The 13,776-nt window shown below is 37.9% G+C and carries 15 protein-coding genes; 8 read left to right on the forward strand and 7 right to left on the reverse strand.

Annotation, left to right across the window (positions count from 1 at the left end; all coding sequences use genetic code 11):
• Positions 1-177 precede the first annotated feature (177 nt).
• Positions 178-2,766, forward strand: coding sequence for a DNA mismatch repair protein MutS (gene mutS / locus BMW64_RS13450; protein WP_090000477.1), 2,589 nt, complete (start codon positions 178-180; stop codon positions 2,764-2,766).
• A 500-nt stretch (positions 2,767-3,266) separates the two neighbouring features.
• On the opposite strand, the gene BMW64_RS13455 is transcribed toward mutS, so the two are convergent.
• Together BMW64_RS13455 and BMW64_RS13460 are read right to left on the reverse strand one after the other, a co-directional pair.
• On the reverse strand, positions 3,267-3,695 hold the full coding sequence (locus BMW64_RS13455) for an energy transducer TonB (RefSeq protein WP_090000478.1): 429 nt from the start codon (positions 3,693-3,695) through the stop codon (positions 3,267-3,269).
• Positions 3,696-3,752: 57 nt separating this feature from the next.
• Complete coding sequence (locus BMW64_RS13460) at positions 3,753-4,550, reverse strand: hypothetical protein (RefSeq protein WP_090000479.1); 798 nt, start codon at positions 4,548-4,550, stop codon at positions 3,753-3,755.
• 204 nt (positions 4,551-4,754) lie between these two features.
• Between BMW64_RS13460 and BMW64_RS13465 the strand changes: the two genes are divergently transcribed.
• Complete coding sequence (locus BMW64_RS13465) at positions 4,755-5,138, forward strand: ribosomal maturation YjgA family protein (RefSeq protein WP_090000480.1); 384 nt, start codon at positions 4,755-4,757, stop codon at positions 5,136-5,138.
• Here BMW64_RS13465 and BMW64_RS13470 read toward each other — a convergent pair whose 3' ends face one another.
• From BMW64_RS13470 to BMW64_RS13485, 4 genes are read right to left on the reverse strand one after another with little or no spacing between them, the layout of a single operon-like run.
• A complete protein-coding gene (locus tag BMW64_RS13470) occupies positions 5,139-6,056 on the reverse strand; it encodes a YARHG domain-containing protein (RefSeq protein WP_090000481.1) in 918 nt (305 codons plus the stop codon).
• Between the two features lie 35 nt (positions 6,057-6,091).
• Positions 6,092-6,730: a DUF2306 domain-containing protein gene (locus tag BMW64_RS13475; RefSeq protein WP_090000482.1), complete on the reverse strand. Its 639-nt coding sequence runs from the start codon at positions 6,728-6,730 to the stop codon at positions 6,092-6,094.
• A 3-nt stretch (positions 6,731-6,733) separates the two neighbouring features.
• Positions 6,734-7,132 carry an energy transducer TonB gene (locus BMW64_RS13480; RefSeq protein ID WP_143052704.1) on the reverse strand — a complete coding sequence of 133 codons (399 nt, stop codon included), beginning with the start codon at positions 7,130-7,132 and terminating at the stop codon, positions 6,734-6,736.
• A gap of 11 nt (positions 7,133-7,143) precedes the next feature.
• Positions 7,144-8,346, reverse strand: coding sequence for a BaiN/RdsA family NAD(P)/FAD-dependent oxidoreductase (locus BMW64_RS13485; RefSeq protein ID WP_090000484.1), 1,203 nt, complete (start codon positions 8,344-8,346; stop codon positions 7,144-7,146).
• Positions 8,347-8,654: 308 nt separating this feature from the next.
• Here BMW64_RS13485 and BMW64_RS13490 point away from each other — a divergent pair, with 308 nt between their 5' ends.
• The 4 genes from BMW64_RS13490 (at position 8,655) to BMW64_RS13505 (ending at position 10,974) form a co-directional block, all read left to right on the forward strand.
• Positions 8,655-9,149 carry an acyl-CoA thioesterase gene (locus BMW64_RS13490; RefSeq protein ID WP_090000485.1) on the forward strand — a complete coding sequence of 165 codons (495 nt, stop codon included), beginning with the start codon at positions 8,655-8,657 and terminating at the stop codon, positions 9,147-9,149.
• A 68-nt stretch (positions 9,150-9,217) separates the two neighbouring features.
• A complete protein-coding gene (gene thiL, locus BMW64_RS13495; RefSeq protein ID WP_090000486.1) occupies positions 9,218-10,282 on the forward strand; it encodes a thiamine-phosphate kinase in 1,065 nt (354 codons plus the stop codon).
• A 5-nt stretch (positions 10,283-10,287) separates the two neighbouring features.
• Complete coding sequence (locus BMW64_RS13500) at positions 10,288-10,548, forward strand: CPCC family cysteine-rich protein (RefSeq protein ID WP_090000487.1); 261 nt, start codon at positions 10,288-10,290, stop codon at positions 10,546-10,548.
• 9 nt (positions 10,549-10,557) lie between these two features.
• On the forward strand, positions 10,558-10,974 hold the full coding sequence (locus tag BMW64_RS13505; RefSeq protein ID WP_090000488.1) for a hypothetical protein: 417 nt from the start codon (positions 10,558-10,560) through the stop codon (positions 10,972-10,974).
• Positions 10,975-11,039: 65 nt separating this feature from the next.
• Here the strand turns inward: BMW64_RS13505 and pepT are convergent, their stop codons facing one another.
• Entirely contained in the window at positions 11,040-12,287 is a 1,248-nt protein-coding gene (gene pepT / locus BMW64_RS13510) for a peptidase T (RefSeq protein ID WP_090000489.1), read from the reverse strand.
• Positions 12,288-12,474: 187 nt separating this feature from the next.
• On the opposite strand from pepT, the gene BMW64_RS13515 reads away from it, so the two are divergent.
• On the forward strand, positions 12,475-13,323 hold the full coding sequence (locus BMW64_RS13515) for a hydroxymethylglutaryl-CoA lyase (RefSeq protein ID WP_090000490.1): 849 nt from the start codon (positions 12,475-12,477) through the stop codon (positions 13,321-13,323).
• A gap of 15 nt (positions 13,324-13,338) precedes the next feature.
• A complete protein-coding gene (locus BMW64_RS13520; RefSeq protein WP_177175294.1) occupies positions 13,339-13,743 on the forward strand; it encodes an OsmC family protein in 405 nt (134 codons plus the stop codon).
• Positions 13,744-13,776 lie beyond the last annotated feature (33 nt).

The raw sequence follows: 13,776 nt of genomic DNA on the forward strand, positions 1-13,776 counted from the left end.
CATGCCTGCGTTACTGACCGGTCTGCTCTGATGGCAGTGAACGGACAGTATTGATGGCGGTGTCCGGACAGTGCGGGTGGCGCCATACGATATTAATAAAGACATCTTTTTTAAACACTTTCCTCCTACTGTTTTATTTCATATTTTTACCGACCTAATTCTTTAAGACAGATTTTAATGGCAAAGACAGCAAAGAAAGAAACCCCGTTAATGATGCAGTACAATACCATCAAGGCGAAATATCCTGATGCGCTTTTGCTATTCAGGGTGGGGGATTTTTACGAAACGTTTGGCCAGGATGCTGTTAGAACATCACAGATTTTAGGGATCGTACTTACCAAAAGAGCTAATGGGGAAGGGCATATCGAACTGGCCGGATTTCCACATCATTCTGTAGACTCTTATTTGCCCAAACTGGTACGTGCCGGAATGCGTGTAGCGATCTGCGACCAGCTGGAAGATCCTAAAATGGTAAAAGGAATCGTAAAAAGAGGGGTAACGGAACTGGTGACACCCGGAGTGACCTTTAATGATCAGGTTTTAAATTCAAAAAAGAACAACTTCCTGCTTTCTCTGCATAAGGAAAAAGAGAAGTTTGGGATTGCCCTGGTGGATATTTCTACCGGTGAGTTTCTGGTGAGTGAAGGGAATTTAGAAAAATTACTTCATATTGTTAATACCTTTGATCCCAGCGAAATTATTTATCAACGGAGCGTTCAGATTCCGGAGCAGATCAAAAACCGGAGTGCCTTTAAGCTGGAAGACTGGGCGTATCAGTTTAATTTTGCCTACGAAAAGCTTACGAGCCATTTTAAAACCAACTCTCTGAAAGGTTTTGGCGTTGAAAACCAGCAGCTGGCCATTACGGCTGCCGGTGCTATTTTCGCTTACCTGGTTGAAGATACGCACCATAATTTACTGTCACACATTACCAAAATGCAGGTTATCCCACAGGAGGATTATCTGATGATGGATCATTTTACCCTGAGAAATCTTGAAATTGTATACCCAAGCAGTCCACAAGGCAAATCTTTGCTGGATATCATCGATAAAACCTCAACGCCCATGGGAGGAAGGCTGTTGCGAAGAAGAATTATTCTTCCTTTGAAATCAGTCGCTGAAATCGGCAGAAGGCTTTCTTTAATTGACTTTTTAAACGAAAACGATCATCTTAAATATGAAATTTCCCAGTTGCTGAAATCGATTTCGGATCTGGACAGATTGATGGGAAAACTGGCGGCAGAAAAAATCTCCCCAAAAGAATTGGGATATCTGCGCCAAAGCTTAATTAATATTCATAAAATTAAAGGATTGCTTCACCCTCATGCCGAAGTATTGGCGTGGCTGGATCCTTTATACGATCAGGAAGAGCTGATCAAATGTCTTCAGAATCACCTGAATGATGAGTTGCCGGTGAATCTTGCGAAAGGAAATGTCATTAAAGAAGGCATCTCGGAAGAGCTCGACCGGTTGCGGGGTCTTCAGTCAAAAGGCCGCGGTTTCCTCGATGAGATGTGCCAGCGGGAAATTGAAAGGACGGGAATCTCCAGTCTTAAAATCGATTTTAATAATGTTTTCGGCTACTATATTGAGGTTCGGAATACCCATAAAGATAAAGTTCCTGCCGACTGGCTCAGGAAACAGACACTCGTGAATGCTGAAAGGTATATTACAGAAGAGCTTAAAGAATACGAAAACCAGATTCTTGGTGCAGAAGAGAAAATCGGGGTGCTGGAAAATGAGCTGTACCGAAAAGTATGCGGCGATACGATCATTTACATGGATCAGATTCAGGAAAACTCGAATATCATTGCGCAGCTTGATGTCGCAGTTGGTTTATCGGAATTGGCCGTTTCTGAAAGCTATACAAAACCTGTTCTCAATGAAAGCTTTGCCATTGATCTGAAAGAGGCGAGGCATCCGATTATTGAAAATGCGCTTCCTTTAGGGGAAAAGTATATTCCGAATGATATATTTTTAGACAAAGATTCCCAACAGATCATCATGGTCACCGGGCCAAATATGGCGGGTAAGTCGGCGATCCTTCGCCAGACTGCTATTGTATGTCTCATGGCACAGATCGGAAGCTTTGTTCCTGCCAAATATGCAGAAATCGGTATTTTAGATAAAATTTTTACAAGGGTTGGGGCAACGGATAACATTTCTGCAGGAGAATCAACCTTCATGGTTGAAATGAATGAAGCCGCCAATATCCTGAATAATATTTCGGAACGAAGCCTTATCCTTTTAGATGAAATCGGCCGCGGAACTTCCACTTACGACGGGGTTTCTATCGCCTGGGCTATAGCGGAATACCTTCATCAGCATCCTACACAGGCTAAAACTTTATTTGCCACCCATTATCACGAGCTGAATGAAATGACCGTGAATTTTGAAAGGGTGAAGAATTTCCATGTCTCCATCCAGGAAAACAAGGGCAATATCATATTCCTGAGAAAACTGGTTCCGGGCGGAAGCGAACACAGCTTCGGAATCCATGTTGCCAAACTTGCCGGAATGCCCTCAAAGGTAGTCAACAGAGCCAATGAAATTCTGAAAACCCTGGAAGCCAGCCGTGCGCAGGGCAGCTCTTCGGAAAGCATTAAAAGAGTAACTGAAGAAAATATGCAGCTTTCCTTCTTCCAGCTCGATGATCCGGTGCTGGAAAATATCCGGGAGGAACTGACGAAAATAGATATCAATACGCTGACACCGATAGAAGCTTTAATGAAGCTTAATTCCATAAAAAAAATGATCGGCGGGTAACCAATCATTTTAAGTCTGCTTCAATTTTTTATTTAACCACAAAGTCACAAAAGCTTTTATGGCACATGAGTCATATTAGATTTAGGCTAAAACTTTGCGCATATTTCAGAGCACAGAAGAAGAAAATCAAGATTTTTAGGAGTGCTAGAATATGTGTGCTTATCATTCTTACAGGGAATCCAGACGTGAATCTATTTAACCACAAAGTCACAAAAGCTTTTATGGCACATGAGTCATATTAGATTTAGGCTAAAACTTTGCGCATATTTCAGAGCACAGAAGAAGAAAATCAAAGATTTTTAGGGGGGTGCCAGAATATGGGTCTCGCTTATCATTCCGGAAGTGAATCTTTTCATGCGAATCTCTAATACTATGTTGAGATTCCCTTCGGGAAAGACAAACCTTGTGTTTGATTCTTGTAATGTATTTATATCCTTGGTTCTCGGTTAATTCCTAAATTAGTTTAAACAGGGTTTCAATAATTTGTTTAAGCGATTAATTTAATTTTTCTTGAGCGTTAAAGGAAAAGTATACAGATAGCGAACCGGCTCGCCATTGACGGTGGCTGGTTTCCATTTCACAAATAACCTTCTTACTGCTGCTTCTGCCGCATCCGAATGCTTTTTGTCACTTCCTGTCGCAGCGACCGATCTTACATACCCTGTTTTTTCAACAATGAAATAAACGCGTGTATTAATACTGTTTGATTTCACATCGATAATGTCCATCTTTTCTGCAAACTGTCTTCTGAAATTATCCATTCCGCCCGGGAATTCTGGAGGAGTATCTGCTTTGGTAACAACATCATCCAGCTTCATCTTCTTTTTTAAGACTACATAATCCGGAAGCTGTGAAACGGAACTGTAATCTGTCTGTGAGAATAAAAAGGTACTGACGAGTAACACTGAAAATAAAATGACCTTCTTCATGCTGTAATATATTTGATTGTTTTTTAGCAGCAAAAAAAGCGCCGAAGCGCTCTGATATCATAAATGGTTGTATTCATAGGTGGTGATCTCCGATTGGTACGGCTGGTTATTGCTGTGGTAATAATCCCGGATCGCTTTTGTAGGGTAGCTTTTGCTGTTGTACTCATACGTCGATTTAAAAATGGTGGATTCTTCTCCTCCGTTGGAATAGGTTATGATGTTCTTATACTCTTTAACATTCCTTGCCGATCCATTCATGTCTTCACTTTCCAACATTTTTATAAAACCTGTTACATTTTTGAAAGGGTAATGTCCTCCGTCATAAACAATGTTTTGCAGGCTTCCCGTTCCTGTACGTGTTGTTGTACCCTGAACGTCGGTAACAGTTTCCGTCCAGTTTTTTAATGAGCCGTCAGAATTGGTATAAGCATCCCTGATGTATGTTTTGGTATTGCCCGGAGAAGCAGAAGTTTGTGTTATTTTAATCTGATCAGTTCCGATATAAATATATGTTATGGTATTTGATGAATTGGGAAAATCGCTTGAGGTATAGGTTTTCTTTGTAATTTTCTGATTGCTGTTGTAGGTAAGTATTACGGTATCAAAAGTACCGTCGGAGAAAGTATCAACATATTTTGTAATTAAGTCTCCCGAGTAAGTAAAGGTTCTTGTCCAGTTTTCGGTGGTGTTTTTCATTTCGGTTATTTTGGCACCATTGTAACTGAATGTAAAATTGTCGCCATCTTGAACCATTTTAGTTACCAAAATTGGGTTGTCAAATTCTGAGGTATCCTGATCTGCAGTTCCGCAAGAAATTACGGAACATAAAGCGAATAATAAATAATTTTTTCTCATGCTGTATTAATTTCCGCAAAATTAACAGAAATATTTTTTAATATCGAAATTCAGCAATGAAATTTTGTGGTATTTATAAGAATTTTTCAGGATTAAGGATTCGGCGCCCGCAGGGCGCCGAATCCTTAATCCTGAAAAGAAAAAATCATTATCTGAAAAACTTATTCATTAAATTTTAATATCATTGCTCCGAAATAATATTCCATGATAAGATTAACATTCAGCCTGAAATATTTTCTTTTATCCATTCTTCTTTTCTTCATTGAAGTTCTCATTGCTACGGTATTCAGAGATATTTTCTTTGTCCGGGCTTATCTTGGGGATGTAATCGTCGTGATACTGCTTTATACGCTGGTAAAATCTTTTTTAGTCATCAAAGACAACCGGAAACTCATCCTCGGAATCTTTATATTTTCATGTATCGTAGAATGGGCACAGTACTTCCATATTGCTGATAAGCTGGGATTTCCACCGGGAAGCATGATGTATATCATTATCGGGAACTCATTTTCATGGGTGGATATTGCCTGTTATGCGGCCGGATGTTTGCTGCTACTGACTTTCACCAAGTCAGAAACTACTGTGTAATTACCTTCCGAAGCTGTCGTATTTGTCTTCCGCGTATTTAATAAAGCGGTTTAGCAAAGTTACATTCTCCTTTTCCAGCGGGGTAAGATCGTTGTCTACATTATTGGAAACGGGGATGTACCAGTCAGTCTGTTCGAAGAAATTTCTGTAAGTAGCCTTTTTGAATGAATAGCCATGACGCGCAAACACGGCATTTTTAATGATTTCCATATCCAGCTTACGGAGATTCTTAAGATCTTTTTCCGTTAATTTCTGTGTGGAAGCATTGATTTTAAATACCGCATCAGAAGCCACCCTGTTTTTGGAAGCAGTATACGTTTCTGTATTACCAGTGTGTTCGTCGGTATATTTTTCAACAAAGTTTTTCGGGTTTTCCCAGTCGATGAGGTCATTATCCGGGCTGAGCATGAAATTCGGATTATAAACAAATTCTTTCCTGATCAGTTTCAAAGTCTTCGATGGTGCCTTTACTGCTGTTTTATTAAATGCATTCCACTTTCCGGTAAGACTGTCGTTATTTAACTTAACCTCAAATCTTCCATCGGTTTTATCATTTCCGGGTTCATCAAGAATGAATGATTTTGAGGCTTCATTAAAAATACCGCGAAAAGGTCTTTGATTTCCATCAACAATACTTTGTCCGTAAACACTGTCTTTCGTGATCCTGTTGATTTTCAGCGCTATTTTTTTATACACTTCGCCTTCATATTCTTCTCCAATCTCCGGGGTAATCATTTCCTTGCCTGCAAAATCACCCATATAAATTCCGTAATATTCTTTATAAATTTCAGGAGCAACAACAGAATCTTTTTTTGCCGTAAGACTGTCTGCGTTTATACTTGCTTTTTTTGATTCCTTTTTGCAGCTTATCAAGCCAATGGCAAGCAGACAGATGAATGTTAATTTTAAAATTTTCATATAATATGGTTTGTGTTAATGATAATACAAGACTGTCAGAGTATTTTTTTTGCGATTAAATATTCAATTAATAAAATATTGGGAATCCAGCCCAGCCAGGCGATGATTTGGTAAACATCCATTGGATTGGGATGAAATAAATATACGATAATTACTTTCCACATGCGCAGTGTAATGGCAGAAAAGGTCAGTGCAAAACTCCGCCACATCCATTGCTGATGTTGTTTAAAATTCTTCTGCCGGGCCAGCTGGTACGCTTCCAATGTCGAAAACCACCACAGACATCCTAAAATAACAAATGAAATTTTAGAATAGATTCCTCCGTTGGCAAAGATGCCCATGTAAATGCCGGAAGGAGCGGCTAGGAAAAGAATCAGAAAGATATAGACCTTTCCAACATTTTGGTGAAGATCTTTTATTCCGAAATCTTTTCTGAGAATCGCCAAAAAGCCTGTAAGCAAAACGAAAATGCTTATGTACACATGCGTGTAGAAAAAATAAAGATACTCCGGACGGCTGGTGACTTCAGTCTGTTTAATCATCAGAAAACTTACATCAGTTTTCAGCGGAACATATTCCCATGTAATTTTCAGCATTAACCAAAAGAAATATCCGAACCCAATAGTTAAAAGGATTTTAAAGATCTTTGGAATATTTTTTTTGATCAAAAACATTTACTAATCTTCTACAAAAGTTATTGTAATGGGAAACCTATATTTATAATCGACAGGTTTGCCATTTAGCTTTTTAGGAATCCATTTGAATCTGGCCATTTCTTTAATTGTTCGCTCCATTTCATTATTCATAGAAATGTTGATTCCGGTTGATTTTATATTGATGATTTTTCCTTCTGAAGTAACAACGAATGTTGTTTCCGATGTTGTTATTCCTCTTCCATTGACTTTATCTCTGTCAAAAATCTCATAAAATTTATGTCTAAAATTGTATATTCCTTCAGGATAAACACTATCATAAATAGTATTAGTCTTCTCATTTTTTTGATTAGATGAAATACCCTCCTGTGAGAAAATTTTTATAAAACCCACAAACAAAATGAATAGAAGTAACTTTTTCATGATATAGTTCGTCATAAATTATTCAAATCCTGCGCAATCAGCCATGCCTCGCTCCAGCAAGCCTGAAAATTAAAACCTCCGGTTACGGCATCGATATTTAAAACCTCTCCGGCAACGTAAAAGTTAGCCAAAATTTTCGAAGACATATTTTTAAAGTTAATCTCCTTTAAATCAATGCCTCCGGCCGTCACAAATTCATCTTTAAATGTAGATTTTCCCGTCACCTGGAATTTCTTTCTGCACAGGTTTTCAATGATCGTCTGCATTTCCTTTCCTGAGATATTGGCAATCTGCTTATTCAGATCGACCTTCGAAACCTCCAGAATCCTTTGCCAGAATCGGTTTGTTATTTCAAAAATCTTAGATTGTCCTATGGTTTTTTTAGGATTAGACTGTTTGAAGTTTTGAAATAGCTCTGTTGCATCCTCCGTATCCTTCGAAATAAAATTAACCACAATTTCAAATTGGTATTTTGCCTTTGCCAGACTGATCGCTTCCCAGGCAGAAATTTTCAAAATGGCAGGGCCGGAAAGCCCCCAGTGCGTAATCAGCAATGGTCCGCTTTCTTCGGTTTTTAGTTTCGGAATGGATGTTTCTGCCATCTCAAAGCTTGTTCCTGCAAGATCTTTCAATAAATTGTCTTTTATGTTGAAGGTGAAAAGAGAAGGAACCAGATCAATGATTTTATGACCCAGGTTTTCGATCATTTTTAAAGATTTCGGAGAGCTTCCGGTGGTATAAATGATGTAATCGGCTTCAAAATCTCCTAAACTGGTTTTCACTACATATTTTTCATCAGACTTTTCGATTTCCTTTACGGAACATTTTGTTTTTACTTCAACATTTTTTTGCTGGATTTCGCTGAGCATTGCATTGATGATACTCTGCGACGAATTGCTCTCCGGAAATACACGATTGTCATTTTCAATCTTTAATGAAACTTTTCGGTTTTCAAACCACTTCATCGTATCTCCTGGCTGAAATCTGGTAAATACACTCAGCAATTCCTTATTTCCGCGGGGATAAAACTGAACCAGCTCTCTCGGGTCAAAACAGGCGTGGGTAACATTACAGCGACCGCCTCCGGAGATTTTCACTTTCTGAAGGACATCCGTATTTTGTTCAAGAATGGTAATTTTATACTGGCTTTCATCCAGGTTGGCCGCGCAGAAAAATCCTGCAGCACCACCTCCGATTATAATAATTCGCTTCATAGTCTGTTAATCTTATGCTCAAGATTATTTTTGCAAAACTACAATTTTTATAAATCATCTTATTTGAGTAATTTTGAGGAATATAATTTTTCAGTCATAAACAGAAAATTATTTACCACAAAAGTCACAAAGGCTTTTAACAGATAAGGCACATTAGATCTGGATTTCATGCGTTATGCATATTTCAGATCACAAAAAAGAAAATCTAAGATTTTCATAATTGTCATGTTCATCTTGGTGTTAAAACAAATAAAAACTTTTGTCACATTTATTGTAAAATTTAAGTTCATCTTTAAAACAAATTGTAAATGACATTTTATCATAAATTTGAAGTACGCTGGAGCGACCTCGATGCGAATAAACATTTGGCCAATTCATCTTATGTACAGTATTGTGCACAGGCACGAATGGCATTCATGACCAAAGAAAAAATGGGTGTTACCCAACTCAGCCGTTGGGGAATCGGGCCAGTGATCCTGCATGAAAGATATTCATTTTTTAAAGAAATCTATGCCGATCAGATTGTTTATGTAACTGTAGAAATTGACGGATGTTCGGAAGATTCATCGATCTACCGTTTCCTGCATAAATTCTATACTCCGGATGGCGTACATTGTGCAACCTCTGAAGCTACAGGAGTTTGGATCGATATGATGCTTAGAAAAATGACAACACCGCCGGATGATGTCGTGGAAGCGATGAACAAATACAAAACCCCGGAAACGGTAGTGCTGACGAGAGAGGATTTTAAGAAATTCCCTTTCCATCCGCATAATATTGATCCGGCAGAATTTACGGTTTAAAGTTTTGAGTTTAAAGTTTAAAGTTTGACATTACTCATTACTAATTATTCATTACTTATATTTAAAATATGTTTGAAGATAAATCACAGGAACTTACGCCGATTTCCAAATTAGGAGAATTCGGATTGATAAAACACCTGACCCAACACTTTTCTTTGTCCAACGCATCCTCGGAACTTGGAGTAGGAGATGACGCAGCAGTCATTAACCCTGAAAATAAAAAAGTTGTTCTTACGACAGATGTTTTGGCGGAAGGTGTACATTTTAATTTAGGATATGTTCCCCTGAAACATTTAGGTTACAAAGCCGTTGTAGTAAATCTTAGTGATATTGCAGCCATGAATGCTGTACCGACTCAGATTCTTGTTTCCCTGGCTGTTTCCAACCGTTTTCCGGTGGAAGCGCTGGAAGAAATTTATTCCGGAATTCAGGCAGCTTGCACAAGATATAAAATTGACTTAATCGGCGGAGATACAACGAGTTCTAACGCTGGTTTGGTGATGAGCATAACAGCCATTGGAATGGAAAATGAAGAAGTCATTGTAAAAAGAAGCGGCGCAAAACCAAATGATTTGCTTGTCGTAACAGGTGACTTAGGAGGCGCTTACATGGGACTTCAAATCCTGGAAAGAGAGCATGCTGTTTTCCTGGCAGATCCCAACATGCAGCCTGAAATGGAAGGATACGACTATATTCTTGAAAGACAGCTGAAGCCTGAAGCGAGAACTGACGTGAAAGGGATTTTAGAACAATTGGATATTCAACCTACTTCTATGATTGACATTTCGGATGGCTTGGCTTCGGAAATTCTTCACCTTTCGGATCAGTCGGAAGTAGGTTTCAGATTGTATGAAGAAAAAATTCCTATGGACAGCCTGACGATTTCTACGGCAGATGAGTTTAATTTAAATCCTGTCATGACAGCATTAAGCGGTGGTGAAGATTATGAATTATTATTCACCATTTCACCAAATGATTTTGATAAGATCAAGAACCATCCTGATTTTACAATTATTGGGCACGCGGTTGAAAAAGAAGAAGGTAACTTTATGGTTGCCAGAGGTTCAAATCAACTGGTCGCTTTGACGGCACAGGGATGGGATGCTTTTTTGGGAAATCAACAGAATGATTAAAATTTATGAATGAAAATAAAAATGTGAGTATTCAATGTTATTGTTGTGGATATTACACGCTTGAAGAGAGAGGTCATTATGAAATTTGTCCAGTTTGTTTTTGGGAAGATGATGGAGCTTGGGAACCAGATCAAATAAGCGGTCCTAACCATATGACATTGAAAGAAGGGAGAAAGAACTTTTTGGAATTTGGAGCCTGTGAAAAAAGATTTATTGGCAAAGTTGAAAAAGCTCCCAATTACAAATTTAAGAAAGAAAGTTTTTGAATTTTATGCATGGAAATTAAAAAAGGGTTTATAGAAATCTCAGAAGAAGAATGCCGATTAATTGTTGATGAAAGGTTTTTACTAATAAATTTTCCTGTTAAAAAAGCAATTAAGGTATATTCTTATTATGAAAAGTTAAAAAACAAAGAAAAAGAATCTCTTACCTCTGAAATCCAAAAAACTATTGTTTTTTCGAAAGAATCTTTATCTTTATTTGAAGAAAAGGAAGCATTTGAAAAGTTATTGATTGTCTCCTATTTTTTGCTTAAAAAACATAATATAATAATGATTTCAGATGCTGGTTTATCCGAAGAATCCATCATGAATTTTAAAATTGTAATTGTGGAAATAATAAAGCAGATGAAAAATAAATCTTTGTATTTTGTCAGAAAAAAATATACGTTCGTAAATATTGATTTAAAATAGAAAAATTTTTAAACAAGAAATAAAAACCAGCTCATTAAAGCTGGTTTTCAGTTTTATGAATAAGATTACGCTTTCACAATATTCACGATCACTTCCATTGCTTTTTCCATACTTTCCAAAGCAACATACTCATACGGTCCGTGGAAATTGATTCCTCCTGCAAAAATATTTGGGCAAGGAAGACCCATATAGGATAACTGGGCGCCGTCGGTTCCTCCTCTGATCGCTTTAATCTTCGGCTCAATGCCTGCTTCTTTCATGGCTTCGGCAGCAAGATCGATGATGTGCATTTTGCCTTCAAACTGCTGTTTCATGTTTCTATACTGTTCCTTAATCTCAATTTCGGCGGTTCCTTCACCATGTTTCTGATTAAATTCAGCTACTTTTTCTTCCATGAATTTCTTTCTTGCTTCAAATTTAGCGGCATCGTGATCACGGATGATGTATTGCAGTTTAGCTTCGGAAATATCAGCGTTTAGATCCATTAAATGGTAAAATCCGTCAAAACCTTTTGTCGTAGCCGGAGTTTCATTGGCTGGCAGCATTTGGGCAAATTCAGACGCCAGTAAAGCAGCATTTACCATTTTTCCATAGGCATAACCCGGGTGAACACTCAATCCATGGATTTTTACCACGGCTCCCGCAGCGTTGAAATTTTCATATTCCAGTTCTCCCACTTCACCACCGTCCATGGTGTAAGCGAACTCGGCCCCGAATTTGGCAACATCAAATTTATGTGCGCCCCTTCCGATTTCTTCATCCGGAGTGAATCCAACCGCTATTCTGCCATGCTTGATTTCAGGATGAGCAATTAAATATTCCGCAGCGGTTACAATTTCCGCACAACCAGCTTTATCATCAGCTCCCAGAAGGGTGTTTCCGTCGGTGGTAATTAAGGTCTGGCCGATATATTTTTTTAAGCTTTCAAATTTTAAAGGAGATAAAGTGAATCCTGTGGTCTGATTTAAAACAAGGTCACTTCCATCATAATTTTCCCATACCTGAGGCTTTACATTCTCACCACTGAAATCTGGTGATGTGTCATAATGTGAAATAAACCCGATAGTTGGCTTGTTATTGTGTTCAAGATTTGAAGGAACATAACCCATAATGTATCCGTTCTCATCGATTGAAACGTCTTCAAGACCAATGGTTTTTAGCTCTTCTACGATATAGTTGGCGATATTCCACTGTCTTTCTGTTGATGGTGTGCTCTCGCTTTCGGCATCACTTGTTGAATATATTTTTACATAATTAAGAAAACGGTTCAGTAACTTTTCTTTCCACAATGGGTTGAATTCTATTGCGCTCATTATTAGTATTGATTTATGGCAAAGTTAACAATTTTGAGGTTCAGAATAGGTTATTTGTAACCTGATATCCGTGATCGAAATTTTAAATGATACATAAGCATTTGACAATCAAAATAATGGTAGATTTACTTATCATAAAGCTAAATTGTTTAGTTTTATTATATTTGAGAAAATCTAAAAGTAAAAAATGTTTCTTACTGAATGTCCGCGTGATGCAATGCAGGGTTGGGGAGAATTTATTCCCACAGATAAAAAAATAGATTACATCAATTCTTTAATGGATGTAGGTTTTGATGTGCTGGATTGCCTCAGCTTCGTGTCTCCAAGAGCAATTCCGCAGATGGCAGACTCTGCTCAGGTTGCCGAAAATATTGATAAATCCAGATCTAAAACGAAAGTCTCTGCCATTATCGGGAATTATCGTGGTGCAGAAAAGGCACTCAGGCATCAGTCTGTAGATATTATTGGTTTTCCTTTTTCTATTTCCGAAACTTTTCAGCACAGAAATACCAATAAAAGCCAGGAAGAAGCCTTTAGCGAAATATTGAAAATGCTCGAACTGGTAAAAAGTGAAAATAAACAGTTGAATATTTATTTCTCCATGGCTTTCGGAAATCCTTACGGTGAAATGTGGAAATGGGAAGATGTAGATTTTTGGGCTCAACGTTTTTCAGATATTGGAATTAAAGATATCTTACTATCTGATACAACGGGCGTTGCAACACCGGAAACGATTGCTCTTTTATTTGAAAAAATTCCTGTAAAATATCCGGAGATTAACTTCGGAGGTCATTTTCATAATCGTTACGAAGATTCTTATTCTAAATTAAAAGCAGCTTATGATAAGGGATGCAGGAGATTCGACAGTGCGATTAAAGGGATTGGTGGCTGTCCGATGGCAAAGGATGATCTGGTGGGAAATATGCCGACTGAGCAGGTCATCAATTTCATGAGCGTAGAAAAAGTAAATCATAAATTAAATTTACTACACTTCGAAAGTTCTTATAACAAGGCCAAAGATATTTTTCATTTTTAAAAAATTCAGTTGAATATGATCACATCAAAAATTACATACATTGGAGATTTAAGATGTTCTGCAGAACATGTACAGTCCGGAACATTGATAGAAAGCGATGCACCGACGGATAATCACGGTAAAGGTGAAAAGTTTTCTCCTACCGATCTTTGCGCTACTTCCCTGGCAGAATGTGCCCTTACAACTATTGCCATTTTGGGAAAAGAAAAGAATATAAATATAGAAGGAGCATATTGCGAGCTGCAGAAGATAATGGCAGCAAATCCGAGAAGAATCAGTGAGATTATATGCAATTTTGTATTTCCGGGCCATTTTTCTGATGAAGAAAAAGCGTTTATCGAAAATACGGCGCATCATTGTCCGGTTGCGAAAAGTCTCCATCCGGATCTGAAACAGACCATGACTTTTTCTTTTCAATAACAAAAAACCTCAGAATTTTCTGAGGTTTTGTAT

The organism is Chryseobacterium taichungense (assembly GCF_900109935.1).
Classification (GTDB): domain Bacteria; phylum Bacteroidota; class Bacteroidia; order Flavobacteriales; family Weeksellaceae; genus Chryseobacterium; species Chryseobacterium taichungense.